At 50.5% G+C, this 18,233-nt stretch carries 14 protein-coding genes; 6 read left to right on the plus strand and 8 right to left on the minus strand.

Going from position 1 to position 18,233, the window contains the following annotated elements; genetic code table 11:
- Positions 1-32 precede the first annotated feature (32 nt).
- From treY to F4V61_RS02250, 5 genes are all read right to left on the minus strand, one after another.
- Positions 33-2,561, minus strand: coding sequence for a malto-oligosyltrehalose synthase (gene treY / locus F4V61_RS02230; protein ID WP_080161113.1), 2,529 nt, complete (start codon positions 2,559-2,561; stop codon positions 33-35).
- On the minus strand, positions 2,558-4,342 hold the full coding sequence (treZ, locus tag F4V61_RS02235; protein WP_080161112.1) for a malto-oligosyltrehalose trehalohydrolase: 1,785 nt from the start codon (positions 4,340-4,342) through the stop codon (positions 2,558-2,560). The genes treY and treZ overlap by 4 nt, the downstream gene beginning before the upstream one ends.
- Before the next feature lie 129 nt (positions 4,343-4,471).
- Positions 4,472-5,257, minus strand: coding sequence for an OBAP family protein (locus F4V61_RS02240; protein ID WP_000854780.1), 786 nt, complete (start codon positions 5,255-5,257; stop codon positions 4,472-4,474).
- Positions 5,258-5,397: 140 nt separating this feature from the next.
- On the minus strand, positions 5,398-5,727 hold the full coding sequence (gene hdeB, locus F4V61_RS02245) for an acid-activated periplasmic chaperone HdeB (protein WP_001032157.1): 330 nt from the start codon (positions 5,725-5,727) through the stop codon (positions 5,398-5,400).
- Between the two features lie 344 nt (positions 5,728-6,071).
- Positions 6,072-6,503, minus strand: a complete 432-nt coding sequence (locus F4V61_RS02250) for an OsmC family protein (RefSeq protein ID WP_000583711.1) — start codon at positions 6,501-6,503, stop codon at positions 6,072-6,074.
- 519 nt (positions 6,504-7,022) lie between these two features.
- Here F4V61_RS02250 and bdm point away from each other — a divergent pair.
- The 4 genes from bdm to adhP all read left to right on the plus strand — a co-directional run bounded on the left by bdm (position 7,023) and on the right by adhP (position 10,633).
- The gene (bdm, locus tag F4V61_RS02255; protein WP_000495700.1) at positions 7,023-7,238 is read left to right on the plus strand and encodes a biofilm-dependent modulation protein; all 216 of its coding nucleotides are present in this window, start codon (positions 7,023-7,025) and stop codon (positions 7,236-7,238) included.
- 94 nt (positions 7,239-7,332) lie between these two features.
- Positions 7,333-7,476, plus strand: a complete 144-nt coding sequence (gene sra / locus F4V61_RS02260) for a stationary-phase-induced ribosome-associated protein (protein ID WP_000841559.1) — start codon at positions 7,333-7,335, stop codon at positions 7,474-7,476.
- A 177-nt stretch (positions 7,477-7,653) separates the two neighbouring features.
- A complete protein-coding gene (locus F4V61_RS02265; RefSeq protein WP_080161111.1) occupies positions 7,654-9,351 on the plus strand; it encodes an NAD-dependent malic enzyme in 1,698 nt (565 codons plus the stop codon).
- A 271-nt stretch (positions 9,352-9,622) separates the two neighbouring features.
- Positions 9,623-10,633, plus strand: coding sequence for an alcohol dehydrogenase AdhP (gene adhP / locus F4V61_RS02270; protein WP_080161110.1), 1,011 nt, complete (start codon positions 9,623-9,625; stop codon positions 10,631-10,633).
- A 98-nt stretch (positions 10,634-10,731) separates the two neighbouring features.
- Here the strand turns inward: adhP and fdnI are convergent, their stop codons facing one another.
- From fdnI to fdnG, 3 genes are read right to left on the minus strand one after another with little or no spacing between them, the layout of a single operon-like run.
- Positions 10,732-11,388 carry a formate dehydrogenase-N subunit gamma gene (gene fdnI / locus F4V61_RS02275; RefSeq protein WP_000045633.1) on the minus strand — a complete coding sequence of 219 codons (657 nt, stop codon included), beginning with the start codon at positions 11,386-11,388 and terminating at the stop codon, positions 10,732-10,734.
- Positions 11,381-12,265: a formate dehydrogenase subunit beta gene (fdxH, locus tag F4V61_RS02280; protein WP_080161109.1), complete on the minus strand. Its 885-nt coding sequence runs from the start codon at positions 12,263-12,265 to the stop codon at positions 11,381-11,383. Before fdxH ends, fdnI begins: the two co-directional genes overlap by 8 nt.
- 13 nt (positions 12,266-12,278) lie before the next feature.
- Positions 12,279-15,326, minus strand: coding sequence for a formate dehydrogenase-N subunit alpha (gene fdnG / locus F4V61_RS02285; protein ID WP_141029335.1), 3,048 nt, complete (start codon positions 15,324-15,326; stop codon positions 12,279-12,281).
- 277 nt (positions 15,327-15,603) lie between these two features.
- On the opposite strand from fdnG, the gene yddG reads away from it, so the two are divergent.
- Complete coding sequence (gene yddG, locus F4V61_RS02290; RefSeq protein ID WP_012210157.1) at positions 15,604-16,485, plus strand: aromatic amino acid efflux DMT transporter YddG; 882 nt, start codon at positions 15,604-15,606, stop codon at positions 16,483-16,485.
- 529 nt (positions 16,486-17,014) lie between these two features.
- On the plus strand, positions 17,015-18,094 hold the full coding sequence (ompD, locus tag F4V61_RS02295) for a porin OmpD (protein ID WP_000769040.1): 1,080 nt from the start codon (positions 17,015-17,017) through the stop codon (positions 18,092-18,094).
- Positions 18,095-18,233 lie beyond the last annotated feature (139 nt).

The raw sequence follows: 18,233 nt of genomic DNA on the forward strand, positions 1-18,233 counted from the left end.
GTTGTCCTGTTACGGCACATCAACACATAAGCTCAGTCGCTCATTAAAACCAGTACGCCGCCCTGGTGAGAGGCTAACGACAGGCGTTCCTCAAGCGTTAACATCTCCTGGTTAAGCGCATTGCGATAACGACGCTGATTAAGCTGTCCGGGTATAATAATTTCGGTTTCAGCCCAGAAACCGGCATGTGATTGCGACAATAAGCCGTCACATTCGGCGAACACCAGCCTGGGCGCCACAACAATCAGTACGTCATCATGATTGATTCTGGCGTAAGCGATGATCTTGTCGGCACGCTTGCCGACGGCGCGCAGCGGCAAATACTCGCCAAAACGAAATAGATCATGATTCTGCTGACGCAAACGCAGTAAGGCGGCGGTGACATACTGATTCACCTGCCCGTTCAGCCAGCTTTCTTCGCGCGAGAAAACCCCCGGCGTCAGTTGGCCTAACTGTTGCGCCAGCGTGACAAAATCCGGTTCGCGCCGGTTGTCGGGATCAACAAGGCTAAAATTCAACGCCTCACTCCCCTGATAGATATCAGGCACTCCCGGCGCAGTTAATTTGATGATGCTCTGCGTCAGGCTGTTAACCAGTCCTGCGCGGATGAAGGGTTGCAATGAACGATAAAAGTCCTGCAAAAATGGCTGATTATCAGGCGCCAGTAAATGACGGGCGTAATCAAGCATTGCCGTTTCATAATCCTCATTACTGTCCACCCAATCGGTACGCAGTTTCGCTTCGCGCAGCGCTTTCTCAACAAAGGCCTCAAAGCGTGTTTTCAGCGCGTTTAAACCTGTTTCGTCCTGTGGTTGTAGCACCGGGGGCCAGACGCCGGTCAGCGCCTGATATAACATCCATGTATCCGCCGATTTTGGCGCCGTGCCATCCTTTAAAAATTTGACATGGGTCTGATTCATCTGCCGCCAACGGGCAAGACATTCGCTCCACTGCTCCGGCGCTTCGGTAAGCGTATACAGACGTGCCCGCGCATCTTCTCCGCGCTTGGTATCGTGAGTCGAGGTACCGGATAACGCATCAGGCTGTCGCGCCTGTCGGGTTTTCATCTCATGATGAAAGCGCTCAATGGAGAAGTGATGCGCGACGGGCTCGGCGCCGACTTCATTTAACGCCAGCCCCATGTTTTGACGAAAGAAAAGCGTATCCTCTACCGATTTCGCCATCAGCGGGCCGGTGAGTTGTTGGAACCGAACGCGAAACTGTGTCGCAACCTCCTGACTGGAGGTAGGAACCTCTCCGGTAAGAAGGCGGCACAGAAAAGCAAGCGCTTCTGGCGGCGGAGGGTTTTCAAGCGTCTTTACCCGCTCCACAATACGGTGCAACAGGCAAATATCGGTCGGCGGTAACCCTTCTGCAGTACCGTAAGTGCGATATACGGGAAAGGCGATTAATAATTCGCGCAACGCCTCCCGAACGACGCTATCCTCCTGTGCGATATGTAGCTCTCCGGCAATCGACAACGCAAGAGTGAGCAGCCGGGTAAATTCTCCCTCGAAATTGCGATCGACCATCAGCAGTTTCGCCGCCCGCAACTCCGCCCGCATATCCACCGGCGCGCCTTTTACGGTCTCGTAAGACTGACGCAGATTGTCTATCTGCTCATCGTCAACCAGCACCTCCGCCAGCGAGGCGATAAATTCATAGCCTGTGGTGCCGGAAACCGGCCAGTCATCAGGAAGTTGCTCGCCTTTAGCGAGAATTTTTTCCACGGTGATATAGCACGCCGGCCCCACTTCCTGACGTAAACGCTCAAGATAGGCTTTCGGATCGGCAAGGCCATCGATATGATCGATACGTAAACCGTCAACCGCTCCCGTTCTGACCAGTTCCAGAATCAGCCGGTGTGTATCATCGAAGACGGTTTTATCTTCTACCCGCATTCCCACCAACCCCGTTACCTCAAAAAAACGCCGGTATGAAAGCGAGCGAGCGGCATCGCGCCAGGACATTAATTTCCACGGCTGGCGCTCATGTAAATCAGCAATAGCGGCTTTATCGGTAAGCGCCAGTATTTCAGCCTCGCGCCCCTGCCACGTCGCTGGCGCAAGCGGATAATAGTTATCATAATAGGCGAACGTGGGTTTACTCGTAGCGGGATCGGGCTTGATCGCAATTTCTCCGTTTTGCAGCACGGCGTCAAACGTGTCTCCTAAAAAAGGCAGCGTCAGTCGGCGCGACCAGTCAATATCGAAATGGCGCGCGTAACGGCTCTCCTTGCCATATTCAAGCACGTCGCGCCACCAGGCGTTTTCCAGCGAGCTGGCCATGTGATTAGGCACAATATCGATGATCAATCCCAGACCTTGCGCTTTAAGTTCGGCCACCAGTCGTTCAAACCCTTCGCGCCCGCCAATAGAAGGCTCAATCTCATTCGCATCGGTGACATCATAACCATGCGTTGACGCTTTGGTGGCGGTAAAGATGGGTGAGGCATAAAGATGGCTGATACCCAGATTTTTAAGGTAAGGTACCAGCGCCGCAGCGCGATCGAAAGTCATGCCATTACGAAACTGAAGGCGGTATGTTGCAGTTGGGATCATGATGCAGACTCTCCCTGGGCTAAGCGGACAATAAGAGAATGTTGGGAAAGCGACCCGGTGGATTCATTCGGCCAGGCGAAGAGAGTCTTACCCGGTAAATCGGGCAGCAATACCGTCGTGGCGCTAATATTCAGCGCCAGTGACAGTGTTCCTCCCGGAAAACGCCAGCTAACGGCAATAAACCCGGGCGCGGTTTGCAATACCGTTCCTGAGCTCTCACGGGCATCGGACAACAGCGGCACGATATGCTTCTGGCGCAAAAGCAGTAGTTCGCGGGTAAACGCCAGCCACGCTTTACCCTCTTCACTGTGCTGTTGCTTCCAGTTAAGTTTTGAGCGTTGAAAGGTCTCTGGCGCATTCGGGTCCGGAACATTTTCCCCTGCATGATCGGCAAACTCTTTTGCGCGACCTTCACGAACGGCGCGGGCTAAATCCCCATGGAAATCGGTAAAAAAAAGAAAAGGACGGCTTTCGCCATACTCTTCGCCCATAAAAAGCAGCGGAATATGCGGTGAAAGCAGCAACGTGGCGAGCAATACTTTTGTTCGTTCAGCGCCCGCCAGGGTTATCAGTCTGTCGCCCTGGGCGCGGTTACCGACCTGATCGTGATTCTGAATAAAATCCACAAAGGCGACAGGGGGTTGTCCGGTACTTTTTACGCCGCGAGGTTCGCCGGTTTGTGGTGAAATTTCTCCCTGATAAGCGAATCCTTCGGCCAGCGCTCTTGCGAGGTGTTTTTCCGGGGCATCAGCAAAATCGTTGTAGTAGGCCTGGGTCTCTCCGGTCGCAAAAACGTGGATGGCATTATGAAAATCGTCATTCCATTCGGCGGTAAACAGCGGCGCATTGCCACCCTGATCTCGGGGATGCAGAGAAATAATATTGCGGCTATCTTCGGTGGTCAGATGAATGGGTCTGTCGGTAATGTCTTCCCGAATACGTTGTGCGATTTCAACCAGCACATGCTTTGCGCTACTGTCTTCAATCTGATCGATAGCGTCAAAGCGTAAGCCGTCGAGATGGTATTCTGTCAGCCAGTATAACGGCGCCTCGATGATATAGCGCCGCACGGCGTCTACATCATAGGCGATACCATTTCCCCACGGCGTCATGCGCTCTTTGTGGAAAAACGCCGGCGCCAATAGCGGTAAATAATTTCCCTCCGGGCCGAAATGGTTCAGCACAATATCCAGGACGACGGAAAGACCATACCCATGCGCGGCGTCAATAAACGCTTTGAAATCATCCGGCGTCCCATAGGCAGAATGCGGCGCGTAAAGCAGCACGCCGTCATAGCCCCAGCCACGTTCGCCGCCAAATTGCGCGACGGGCATTACTTCAATCACGGTGACGCCGAGTTCAGCGAGATAAGGCAGTTTCGCTATTGCGGCGCGGAAGGTGCCTTCCGGAGTGAACGTGCCGATATGCATCTCGTACACCACGGCCTGCTCCCAACGACAGCCTTTCCACCCGGTATTACGCCACTCGTAGCTTCCTGGATCAACCACATATGACGGACCGTTGACGTCAGTTTTTTGGGCGCGGGAAGCCGGATCGGGTACGACCAGGCCATCGCTGAGTACAAAGTTATACTCCGTACCTGGCGCTACCCCGGATACCTCCGACGTAAACCAGCCGTCGCCGCTAGTCAGCATCTCATAGTCTTTACCGGCAAGCCTGAGTACAACCTTTTGCTGACCGGTGGCCCAAAGACGAAAGCGGACAACATCGGCGGCGATATATTCAGCCCCCCAGCTTTTGCAAAAAATTTTTGAACTCATCTGTCGCTCCGTTTAACCCATAACCTCTACAGCCTCCGAAGAACAAGCATAGACCATGCGGCTAATCTTTACGTGACACTGTCACTTAACAGGCGTTATTTTTTCGTATCCACGTGTAAAAAAGTGGAATTATCGCCGGGATTGCTCGGATGTGCCGAAGTGCGCGGTATCGCCTCGCCCATGTTCGCCAGAACCCTCAGCACGCTGTAGCTGGATAACCTCCCCCTGCTCCCAGGCGTTAGCGCCCTTTATAACGGGGCGTGCAGGCAGATCTTGCCGCTCGTGCTTAATGGCCTCGGTATCAATCCCCAGACGGCGATCGCGATCGGCCAACAGTGTCGGGTCAAGTTGTCCTTCGCCAGTAAAGCCCATCATCAGCGCAGGGATACCCATCGGCAGAGTTTTATCCCGGTCGGTATGCCAGGTGTGCCAGGTTTTACCGTAGGTATTAATAATCTTACTCATCAACGCCTTATCCGCGACCTGCGGTAAGCCTGGCGCCACCAGACTGCCGGATTTCACCTCGTACTGATGGCTGTGCCACAGTTTTTTCTCCTCTGGCGGAAGCGTTTTAAATAGACGTTCGCTGATAATGTATTCCACCCCCATCAGGCGCGCATTTTTGGTATTACCGTCGTAAATCACCGCCTGCATTACATCTTCATTCAGGATAGTAACGTAATGGTGTGCCTCCATCTGTCCGTTTTTATCGCCGCTATAAAAATGAAAACCATCAAGGTAGGTGCTGATAGCCTCGACAGGAGGCCGGGATTGAATGGCCGTCGCGCCTGTTTCCAGGGTACGTAATTTAGCCGATGTTTTTTCACCGGGAACAGGCGTTTGAGGTGGCGTATTATTGGCGCCGCATCCGGCCAGAAAAGGAATGATAAAGAGTGCCAGCGGTAAAGTTTTCATTAGTTCTCCGTATTGAAAGGACTCTAATGAAAATAGTGCAATACCGGGCGATTGGTAGCAGAAATGGGAGATGTTATGTGTGACGTTGTAACAAACAGCAAAACCCGACATATTGGCCGGGTTTTGCTATCAGTTTACTCTTATTTTGAGAGTTCTTTTTTGATTTCGTCTTTTATTTTGCTCAATTCACTCTGTGGGTTTTTCTTACAAAGCTCAATGGCTAATGGCACCGCTGTCGTTTCAGTTTCCTGAAAATCAACGTAGTCCCCACCTTTAAAGTCTTCATCTTCATTCAGAACCCAGAAAGCGACTGGCGCCATAGTTTGCGGGTTCAGGTCAACAAACTCCTGGCAGCTCATACCTTTAGGCGTAACGTTTGTTTTAGTGTTATCTGTTGCCGCATTTACGCTAACACTGGTTACCAGCGCTGCCACGATAATACCTGCTGTAGCAAGGGAGAATTTATTCATTTTTGTTACTCCAGTAATTATATAAATAACCTCTACATCTGCGCTTTAACCCGTTAATGTAGAACACAGAAAATAATACCCCACCTCTCTAAGGAATAAAGATCACGACGCGTGATATGGCTATTATTGATATTTGCGTTGACTAATTTTGATGTTTGATGAATAAATCGACATGGCGAGCAGATCTCAAGGCGAAAAAGTATACCGCAACAACAGCAAATGGCGTGATATATATAATTAATTGCGTACCCTATAGCATCTCCTCGGTGTGGCATAGCTCACCTGGCGTGCCTTTGCAACGGTATGTTCGCGGCCAGCCCATGGTTACCGGGCTGGCGGGTTTATCAGGCGTTAAGCTGGTAGTCAAGGGTGATTTCCGCTTTCAGTACCTGCGATACCGGACATCCGGCTTTTGCTTTCTGAATGATTTGATCGAAAGTTGAGGCATCAATGTCCGGTACCGCCACTTTGCTCTGCAGTGCTATTTTGGTGATGGCGAATCCCGTATCCACCTTGTCCAGCGATACGTCAGCCGTGGTGTCAATGGATGTCGGCGTAAATCCTGCCTCTCCCAGCATTAGCGATAGTGCCATGGAGAAACAGGCCGCGTGTGCGGCACCAATTAATTCTTCCGGGTTGGTCCCCTGCGCGCCTTCGAAACGGGTATTGAACCCATACGGTTGCTGATTAAGGACGCCGCTTTCTGTTGATACAGTACCTTTACCACGTTTAATGTCGCCTTCCCAGTGTGCCTGACCTTTCTTATGAATTATCATTTTTGTTCTCCTGTTTGCTTAAAAAACAAAGTATAGACTATTCAACTAATCCGGGTTGGCCTGCCGATAGAGGCGGCATGTTGCCATTTATCTGCTCTTCAGATATAGAAAAATGACTTTATGCTATTTCATACATGGATATTAAACCAAGAAGTTAACTCATCTTTAAAGAATATATCCATACATTACCCCTTACTTTTCCGCTGGCGACATATTTACCGTTGTCCCCCCCTTTATTAACATTTTTCCTATCTATTTATAACTGAAGGTAAAATTATCATTAAGTAGCGCTTAAAACATATATTGCGCAACCATTGTTTGCATGAGAATATGTAATTGAAAGATTACTTGGTTAAAGGTGGTATATTTTCTTCTACGCTATATAATTAAGTTTCCGCCTTGCGTTAAAATATTTCCAGGACTAATCTTAACCACAGCCGCAAAAATATTTGCCATGCTGAATACGAATTAATTTTCTGCGAGCCGTACTAAATAAATACATCTTCACGGAGGCATTATATGTTTACTTATCACTCAGCAAATACCTCAGCAGCGCAACCGGCCCTGGTCAACGCGATCGAACAAGGATTACGCGCGGAGTTAGGCGTTGTCACTGAAGATGATATTTTAATGGAGCTGACCAAATGGGTTGAGGCTTCCGACAATGACATCCTCAGTGACATCTACCAGCAGACCATCAACTATGTAGTGAGCGGGCAGCACCCGACGCTGTAAAACCTGCTATGCTGTATCGGCAACCTTAGGGGTTACGTTTCTTTCGCGTAAGCGAATTTGTCCTTAAAACTAGCAACAGGATTGAGGAGTTAACATGAAATCGAACCGTCAGGCTCGTCATATACTTGGACTGGATTACAGAATTTCCAACCAGCGTAAGGTTGTTACTGAAGGCGACACCAGCAGCGTGGTGAATAACCCAACCGGCAGAAAGCGCCGCGCCGATAGCCAAAAGTAATCGTACAGTCCTGAAATGACGTTAAACACCATTGCCTCTGCAATGGTGTTTTTGTTTATAGGAATGACCTTAATGCCTTACAATGCTTTATACTCAGGGTCGGCTCCCTGGTGGAAAGGCAATATATAACGAGAAACGACGGTGCCAGGGACAGTTATTCGAAAAAGAGTGAGTAACATGGAAACTACAACCAAGAAAGCACGTTCCCTTTATATCCCTTACGCTGGCCCTGTATTGCTGGAATTTCCCCTGTTAAACAAAGGCAGCGCTTTTAGTGTAGAAGAGCGCCGCAACTTCAATTTGTCAGGGCTGCTGCCGGAGGTCGTCGAGTCGATTGAAGAACAGGCCGAACGCGCCTGGCTCCAGTATCAGGGGTTTAAAACGGAAATCGATAAGCATATTTATCTGCGTAACATCCAGGATACCAACGAAACGCTCTTTTATCGACTGGTGCAAAACCATCTTGAAGAGATGATGCCGGTTATCTATACCCCGACCGTGGGCGCGGCCTGTGAGCGCTTCTCTGAGATTTATCGCCGGGCGCGCGGCGTATTTATCTCTTATCCGAACCGTCACAATATGGACGACATTTTGCAGAATGTGCCTAACCACAACATTAAAGTTATTGTGGTGACGGATGGCGAACGGATTCTGGGGCTTGGCGATCAGGGCATCGGCGGGATGGGGATCCCTATCGGTAAGCTGTCATTATACACCGCCTGCGGCGGCATTAGTCCGGCCTATACCCTTCCCGTTGTGCTGGATGTCGGCACCAACAATCAACAGTTACTCAACGATCCGCTTTACATGGGCTGGCGTCATCCGCGCATTACCGACGATGAGTATTATGCGTTTGTCGATGAGTTTATTCAGGCCGTTAAGCAGCGCTGGCCAGATATCCTGCTACAGTTCGAAGATTTCGCGCAGAAAAACGCAATGCCGCTGTTGACGCGCTATCGTGATGAGATTTGCTCTTTTAACGATGATATTCAGGGCACCGCAGCCGTGACCGTCGGTACGTTGATCGCCGCCAGCCGTGCTGCCGGCAGTCAGCTTAGCGAGCAGAAAATCGTTTTCCTCGGCGCGGGTTCCGCCGGATGTGGGATTGCGGAACAGATCATCGCACAGACTCAGCGTGAAGGTTTAAGCGAAGACGCCGCTCGACAGAAAGTCTTTATGGTCGATCGCTTCGGCCTGTTGACGGACCGGATGCCTAATTTATTGTCGTTCCAGACAAAGCTGGTGCAGAAATGCGACAATCTCCAGCACTGGGATACCGAAAATGACGTATTGTCGCTGCTGGATGTAGTGCGTAACGTAAAGCCGGATATCCTGATTGGGGTTTCCGGCCAAACCGGGCTCTTTACTGAAGAGATCATCCGCGAGATGCATAAGCATTGCCCTCGCCCGATCGTCATGCCGCTCTCTAATCCCACCTCTCGCGTGGAGGCCACGCCACAGGACATTATTGCCTGGACGGAAGGCAATGCGCTGGTGGCAACCGGCAGCCCATTCTCGCCGGTCATCTGGAAAGATAAGGTTTATCCGATCGCACAATGTAATAACGCCTATATTTTCCCCGGCATCGGCTTGGGGGTTATCGCTTCCGGCGCATCACGCATTACTGATGAAATGCTGATGTCAGCCAGTGAGACGCTGGCGAAACATTCTCCGCTGGTGAATAACGGCGAAGGATTAGTGTTGCCAGCGCTTAAGGATATCCAGGTCGTGTCGCGCGCTATCGCTTTTGCCGTAGGCAAAATGGCGCAGCAACAAGGTGTAGCGGTGAAAACCTCTGCAGAAGCGCTGCAACAGGCGATTGACGATAACTTCTGGAAACCGGAATACCGCGACTACGGTCGGACTTCCATTTAATAGGTACCCGGCGGTGAATGCCGCCGGATATCACTTTCTTCTTTAGTTTTGGTGAGTCTGTCGACACACCTGCATTCCTTTTCCTGCTTATTTGTCAAGCCACTAACATTAGCTACCTTTATGTATTGAACGGGGATTTATTAGGATAATCCTGGCTAAACTATTACATTGTATTTCTGCCGCCTTGCATAACTCATCAGAAATATTAATCCTAAAGAGGTAATAGCACCTTACCTGCTATGCAGTTCACTATTAATAAAAGGAGAAGGTTATGAAAGCTGCTGTTGTCACACAAGATCATCAGGTTGATGTTACTGAGAAAACGCTGCGTCCCCTTCGCCACGGTGAAGCTTTGCTGAAAATGGAGTGCTGCGGCGTATGCCATACCGATCTACACGTGAAAAACGGAGATTTCGGTGACAAAACCGGCGTTATTCTGGGACATGAAGGCATTGGCGTCGTGGCGGAAGTCGGTCCCGGCGTTACCTCGCTGAAACCCGGCGATCGCGCGAGTGTCGCGTGGTTTTATGAAGGATGCGGACACTGTGAGTATTGCAATACGGGCAATGAAACCTTATGCCGCAACGTGAAAAATGCCGGTTACACGGTAGATGGCGGCATGGCCGAAGAGTGTATTGTCGTCGCGGATTATGCGGTGAAAGTACCGGAAGGTCTGGACTCTGCGGCGGCAAGTAGTATTACCTGCGCGGGCGTTACCACCTATAAAGCGGTGAAGATTTCTCATATTAAACCTGGCCAGTGGATTGCCATCTACGGTCTGGGCGGTCTGGGTAATCTGGCCTTGCAGTACGCGAAAAACGTCTTTAATGCGAAAGTGATTGCCATTGATGTCAATGATGGGCAACTGAAACTGGCCGAGGAAATGGGCGCAGATCTGACCATTAATTCACGCACGGAAGATGCGGCTAAAATTGTGCAGGAAAAAACCGGTGGCGCGTATGCAGCGGTGGTTACCGCGGTCGCTAAGGCGGCGTTTAATTCCGCAGTAGATGCCGTTCGCGCCGGAGGCCGCGTGGTAGCAGTCGGGCTACCGCCAGAAGCCATGAACCTTGATATCCCTCGCCTGGTGCTGGATGGCATTCAGGTTGTCGGTTCGTTGGTGGGGACACGCCAGGATCTGACCGAAGCCTTCCAGTTCGCGGCGGAAGGAAAAGTTGTGCCAAAAGTCGCTTTACGTCCGCTTGAAGATATCAACGTTATTTTTAAAGAGATGGAACAGGGACAAATTCGTGGCCGTATGGTCATCGATTTCCGTCGTTAAACGATTTGCTGCGGTCGTCTGAGTAGGTTTGATAACAGGCAGCAGATGAAAACAAAGCGCTACCATTGTAGCGCCTTGTTTATAAGCGACTGAAAAGATTACTGAATGCCTTCTTCGCTCTCTTTTTTCGCTTCCGCCTTCTCGATTTCACGGTACCAGCGTGGGTGATGTTTCTTCGCCCAGCGACGGCTGACCTTCCCTTCGATCATGCCCTTAATCGAGCCTTTCACCCAAAACGCCATATACATATGGATGAGGATCGCGTGCATTAAAATAATGCCCGCCGCCGCATGGATTAACAGGCTGTAACGTACCACCTGCATCGGGAAATACTGCGCGAAATACGGACGCCAGATAATCACGCCAGTCACCAGCAGCACAAAAATCATGCTCATAATTGACCAGAACATCATCTTCTGCCCGGCATTGTATTTGCCGACATCCGCCACCTTATGCTCATTGCCTTTCAACACCTCCACAATATTTTTCAGCCACGGAATATCTTTTTTATCCGGGATGTTGTGGTGGACGAAACGCACGAACATAAACATCAGCGCGATGAAGATGGCAATGCCGAAGAACGGGTGCAAAATACGTCCCATCTGCGGCGTGCCGAAGGTTTGCGTCAGCCATTGTAGCGTCGGAAAGAAAAACGAAATTCCCGACAGCGCTACCAGGAAGAAGCAGATCACTACCGTCCAGTGACAGGCGCGATCGATAAATTTCGTGCGCACAATCATTTTCGATTTACTCATGATGCTCCTCCTCATCGTCGTCCGTTTCTTTATTCGGGCCAATACCGATGTAGTGGAAAATCAGACCGGCGAAAGTGGCGATAAATCCCGCTGCGGCCAGTGGTTTTAGCGCCCCTTTCCACAGATTGATCGAAGTATCGATCTGCGGATCTTTCGGCAAGCCATGATACAACTCCGGCTGATTGGCATGGTGCAGAACATACATCACGTGCGTACCGCCGACGCCCTGCGGGTTGTAGATACCGGCATGTTCAAAGCCGCGCGCTTTTAACTTCTCCACGCGTTGCTCGCCCAGTTCCAGCATCTCTTTTTTGGTGCCGAAGTGAATAGCCCCGGTCGGACAAGTTTTGACGCAGGCCGGTTCCTGGCCCACGCTGACGCGATCGACGCAGAGCGTACATTTATAAACGCGGTTGTCCTCTTTGTTGAGGCGCGGAATATTAAACGGACACCCGGCGATACAGTAACCACAGCCGATACAGTGTTCAGATTGAAAATCAACAATCCCGTTCGCGTACTGGATGATAGCCCCGGCAGATGGACAGGCTTTAAAACAGCCCGGATCTTCACAGTGCATACAACCGTCCTTACGAATCAGCCACTCCAGCTTGCCGTTCTGCTCGGTTTCGGTAAAGCGCATCACCGTCCAGGACTTGGCGCTGAGATCGGCAGGGTTATCGTACACCCCGACACAATGGCCAACGTTATCGCGAATATCGTTCCATTCAGAACAGGCTACCTGGCAGGCTTTACAGCCGACACAGGAGGAGACGTCGATCAGTTTCGCGACTTCGGCTTTGTAATCACGCGCCTGCGGAGGCGGCGTGATGGCGTTTGTTGCGGACCGTTTAATAATGTCCTGCGTTTCCATAGACATATGTTCGCCTCCCTTACGCCTTCTCGATGTTAACTAAAAACGCTTTATATTCCGGCGTTTGCGAGTTGGCATCACCGACATTTGGCGTCAAAGTATTGGCGATATAGCCTTTGCGCGCGACACCCTCAAAGCCCCAGTGAATCGGGATCCCCACCGTTTCAATCTGCTGACCGTTGACATGCAGCGTGCGAATACGGCGAGTTACCACCGCGACCGCGCGAATAAACCCGCGTTTGCTGCTTACCTTAACATAGTCGCCGTTAGCAATACCTTTCGCTGCCGCCAGCGTCTCACTGATCTCCACAAACTGTTCCGGCTGAGCGATAGCGTTAAGTAGCGCATGTTTGGTCCAGGTGTGGAAATGCTCTGTGAGGCGGTAAGTCGTGCCCACGTACGGAAACTGCTCCTTCTTACCCATGCGCAGCGCATCTTCTTCATAGAGACGCGCAGCCGGGTTCGAGACCACATTCGGGTGCAGCGGGTTAGTGCCCAGCGGCGTTTCCATCGGCTCGTAGTGTTCAGGGAACGGTCCTTCCGCCATCTTATCAATAGCAAACAGACGTCCCAGCCCTTCCGGCTGCATGATAAACGGATTGGTCCCGCTCCCCGGCGCCGCGTTGTTAAAGTCCGGAATATCGTTCCCTGTCCACTTCGCGCCATTCCACTGGATCAGCATCCGTTTTGGATCCCACGGTTTACCCTGCGGGTCCGCCGAAGCGCGGTTATACAATACGCGACGGTTTAGCGGCCACGCCCACGCCCAACCCAGTGTATTGCCAAGCCCTGACGGGTCGGCGTTATCACGCTGGGACATCTGGTTGCCCTGCTCCGTCCAGCTACCGGTATAAATCCAGCAGGAGGAGGATGTCGTACCGTCATCGCGCAGTAATGCAAAACTGTTCAACAACTGGCCTTTCCTGGCAATCAGCGTACCGTTGGCGTCATAGAGATCTTCCAGCGCATAGCCGTTGTTCTCTTTCGCCACTTCTTCCGAATGCGGTTCATCCGGCTGCTTGTAGTTCCAGCTCATCTTCAATAGTGGTTCGGCGCCTTTACCGCCTTCTGCGCGATACATTTCACGCAGACGATGGTAAATACCGGCCAGAATCTCGCCGTCGTTACGCGCTTCGCCCGGCGCGTCCTGACCTTTCCAGTGCCACTGTAGCCAGCGACCGGAGTTAGCAATAGAGCCATCCTCTTCCGCAAAACAGGTAGACGGCAGACGGAAGACTTCGGTCTGAATTGTCGTCGGATCGACATCATTAGATTCGCCGTGGTTCTGCCAGAATGTTGACGTTTCAGTCACCAGCGGATCGATAACGACCAGATACTTCAGTTTGCTTAAGCTTTGCACCACTTTGTTTTTGTCCGGGAAGGACGCTACCGGGTTAAAGCCCTGACAGATATAGCCGGTGACTTTCCCGCTATCCATCATGTTGAAATATTTGATCACATCATAGGATTGATCCCACTTAGGCAGCCAGTCAAAACCCCAGTCATTCTCCTTCTGCGCCGCATCGCCATAGAAGGACTTCATCAGACTGACGAAGAACTTGGGATAGTTGCCCCAGTAGTTCACCTGATCGGGAAGTGTCGCTTTGGGGGTATTCGCCGCCAGATAAGTTTGCAGATCGGCCTGTTTTTCCGACGGCAACGTCAGATAACCGGGCAGGCTGGTGGAGAGCAGCCCTAAATCCGTTAAGCCCTGGATGTTAGAGTGGCCGCGCAAGGCGTTCACACCGCCGCCAGCCATCCCCATATTGCCTAGCAGCAACTGGATCATCGCCATGGTGCGGATGTTTTGCGCCCCGACGGTATGCTGCGTCCAGCCCAGCGCATACAGGAAGGTGGTCGTGCGATCCGGGGCGCTGGTAGAGGCCAGCACCTCACAGACCTTCAGGAAGTCCGCTTTTGGCGTACCGCAGATGTTTTCCACAACCTCTGGCGTATAGCGGGAAACGTGCTGTTTCAGCAGATTCCACACACACCGCGGATGCGTCAGCGTTTCATCGCGTCTGGCATAGCCGTTTTCAGCAAACTGATAGTTCCAGCTCGTTTTATCGTACTGGCGTTTTTCCGCATCGTAGCCGCTGAAAAGACCGTCTTCAAAGGCATAATCATCCCGCACCAGCAGGCTGGCGTTGGTGTAATGCTTAACGTATTCAGCGTTGATTTTGTTATTTTCAATCAGGTACAGCAACACGCCGGACAGGAAGGTTATGTCCGTACCAGAACGTATTGGCGCATAAATATCCGCCACCGACGCTGTACGCGTAAAGCGTGGGTCAACGACAATCAGCGTCGCATCGTTATTATTTTTCGCTTCCATCGCCCAGCGAAATCCCACCGGATGCGCTTCTGCGGCATTGCCGCCCATCACCATCACGACGTTGGCGTTTTTAATATCCACCCAGTGGTTGGTCATCGCACCGCGACCAAATGTTGGAGCAAGACTTGCTACCGTTGGTCCGTGTCAAACGCGCGCCTGGTTGTCTACCGCCAGCATACCGAGAGAACGCGCAAACTTCTGCGTCAGCATACCCGTTTCATTGCTGGCCGCCGAGGCGCACAGCATCCCGGTAGAGAGCCAGCGGTTAACCGTAATACCCTGCTCATTCTTTTCAGTAAAGTTGGCATCACGATCGGCTTTCATTAATTTTGCAATACGAGTGAAAGCTTCATCCCAGCTAATACGCTGCCACTTGTCGGAACCCGGCGCGCGGTATTCCGGGTAGCGTAGGCGATCTTCACTGTGAACATAGTCCAGCAAACCAGCCCCTTTCGGGCACAGTGCGCCGCGGCTTACCGGATGGTCCGGGTCGCCTTCAATATGGTAAATCGCTTCTTTCGCGTTTTTTGCCCCATCGCCCAGGCTATACATTAATAGCCCGCAACCTACGGAACAGTATGTGCAGGAGTTACGAATCTCTTTTGCGCGCAACAGCTTATAGTTTCGCGCCTGAGCCAGGGCCATTTTAGGGGTAAAACCCAGTGCGGCCACCGTTGTTCCCGCCATACCGCCCGCGCAGATTTTAAAAAATTGTCTGCGGCTGACGTCCATTGCTTTCCTCTTTTTTCCACGGATGCACGCCTTCTTCGAACTGCAGCAAAACCTCAGTCCCGGATGCGTGTATAACTTCGCGAGGAAACTAACAGCAAAATCGATAACTTTTTTGCGTCAAATCAATATTGAAACGGTTCCGCTACTAAATAGCCCTATTTTTAAACCGCAATAACTCCAGGGAGGTATTAAAAAATGACACTGCATGGCATCGCCCTCGGAAAAAGTGCTATAAGTGGCAGTTTATTTTGCGCGGTATTCAGGACAGTCACAAAGCATGACATCACAAAAAGCAACGCTAATAGGGCTTGTTGCCATCGTTCTGTGGAGCACGATGGTTGGGTTAATTCGCGGCGTCAGCGAAGGTCTCGGACCGGTAGGCGGCGCAGCCATGATCTATTCATTAAGCGGCCTGCTGCTGATTTTTACCGTCGGATTACCTGATATCCGTCGTTTCCCGGGGCGATACCTCATCGCAGGCAGCGTACTGTTTGTCAGTTATGAAATATGCTTGGCGCTTTCTCTCGGTTATGCCGCCACTCGCCATCAGGCTATCGAAGTCGGCATGGTTAACTATTTATGGCCCAGCCTGACTATTCTGTTTGCCATTCTTTTTAATGGGCAAAAAACTAACTGGCTTATTGTTCCTGGATTGCTTATTGCACTTACTGGCGTTTGCTGGGTTCTGGGAGGCGAGAGTGGTCTTAATCCCGGAGACATTATCAGCAATGTTGCCACCAGTCCGCTAAGTTATTTACTGGCATTTCTTGGTGCGTTTATATGGGCGACGTACTGCACAGTCACAAATAAATATGCGCGTGGTTTTAACGGCATCACTGTCTTTGTTTTACTCACTGCCGCAGCGCTATGGTTACACTATTTTCTTACACCACAGCCCGCCATGATATTTAGCTTGCCGGTAATTGCTAAACTTTTCACTGCGGCATTAACGTTGGGATTTGCCTATGCGGCATGGAATGTGGGCATACTTCATGGCAATGTGACTATCATGGCCGTAGGGTCTTATTTTACGCCAGTTATGTCCTCTGCGCTGGCAGCGCTGTTACTCAGCGCACCACTGTCATTCTCCTTCTGGCAAGGCGCAGTCATGGTGTGCGTAGGTTCGCTACTTTGTTGGCTGGCAACGCGTCGGGGCTGATAGCGACGGGCGGGCCGATGTTGATATAAAATCGCCCCGCTGCAACTTGACACCCTTCACAACACAACTACGCTTTTATCTATCGCCTATTTTCCTTTGACGATTCTGCTATTTTTTAAGCGTCAACCTTGCGCCGTAGCAGGATTTAGCGGGCAAAAAATGCAAGTATGGATAAATGGTTAAATATGTTAAAATAATGATGTGGTTATGATAATAAATATATATATTTAACGGTGATTGAAACTGTATCACTGCATATAATAATTAGTCGGCACTACAAAAAACAAAATAATAAACAGACAAATAGTCCCCTGCGAAAATATATTTCATAATAAAGTCCCTGTTTAAATTAATACCATCAAATGTATTAAGGCGATCTTGATCACACAAATTAAAATAATTTGTAATCTTATGAAACTTATTATTGAACTTATACCACTTCGTCATTTAAAAATAGTCTGCCATTGATAAACGCCTTGTTTAACAATGGTTGAGGAAACTCGCTAAGAAAATTATAAGGATTATTAAAATGAAACTTAAGTTAGTGGCAGTGGCAGTGACTTCCCTGTTGGCAGCAGGCGTGGTAAATGCAGCCGAGGTATATAACAAAGACGGCAATAAACTGGATCTGTACGGTAAAGTTCATGCTCAGCATTATTTCTCTGATGATAACGGAAGTGATGGTGACAAAACTTACGCGCGTCTGGGCTTTAAAGGCGAAACGCAGATCAACGATCAGTTAACCGGTTTTGGTCAGTGGGAATATGAATTCAAAGGCAACCGTACTGAAAGCCAGGGCGCTGACAAAGACAAAACCCGTCTGGCGTTTGCTGGTCTGAAATTCGCTGACTACGGTTCTTTCGACTATGGTCGTAACTATGGCGTTGCTTACGACATCGGCGCATGGACCGACGTTCTGCCAGAGTTCGGTGGCGATACCTGGACCCAGACTGACGTCTTCATGACTGGCCGTACTACTGGTGTTGCCACCTACCGTAACACTGACTTCTTCGGTCTGGTTGAAGGTCTGAACTTTGCCGCGCAGTACCAGGGCAAAAACGAACGTAGCAACGTCCAGGAAGCTAACGGCGACGGTTTTGGTCTGTCTACTACGTATGAGTACGAAGGCTTTGGCGTAGGTGCTACCTATGCGAAATCTGACCGCACTGACGCTCAGAATAATCACAACAGCATATTCAAAGCTGACGGCAAGAACGCTGAAGTATGGGCTGCTGGTCTGAAATATGATGCGAACAACATCTACCTTGCGACTACCTACTCCGAAACTCGTAACATGACCACTTACGGTTCCAACGTTGCTGGTATCGCTGAGAAAGCGCAGAACTTTGAAATCGTGGCTCAGTACCAGTTCGACTTCGGACTGCGTCCGTCCGTTGCTTACCTGAAATCTAAAGGTAAAGATATTGCCGTATTCGGAGACCAGGATCTGGTTGAATACGTAGATCTGGGTGCGACCTACTACTTCAACAAAAACATGTCCACCTTCGTTGATTACAAAATCAACCTGCTGGATGACAATAACTTCACCCGTATTGCCGGGGTTAGCACCGACAACATCGTTGCTGTTGGTCTGAACTACCAGTTCTAATCCTGCATGATGTAATGAAGTCCAGGCCAGCCCATGATGGGCTGGCTTTTTCTCATGATGTTGAACCGGTCATAAGGAGTATGCCGTGCAAACGTTCACAGGACGTTGCCTTTGCGGGCGGAGCCATTTTACCGTTGAC

It is taken from the genome of Salmonella enterica subsp. arizonae (assembly GCF_008692845.1).
GTDB classification, from domain to species: Bacteria; Pseudomonadota; Gammaproteobacteria; order Enterobacterales; family Enterobacteriaceae; genus Salmonella; species Salmonella arizonae.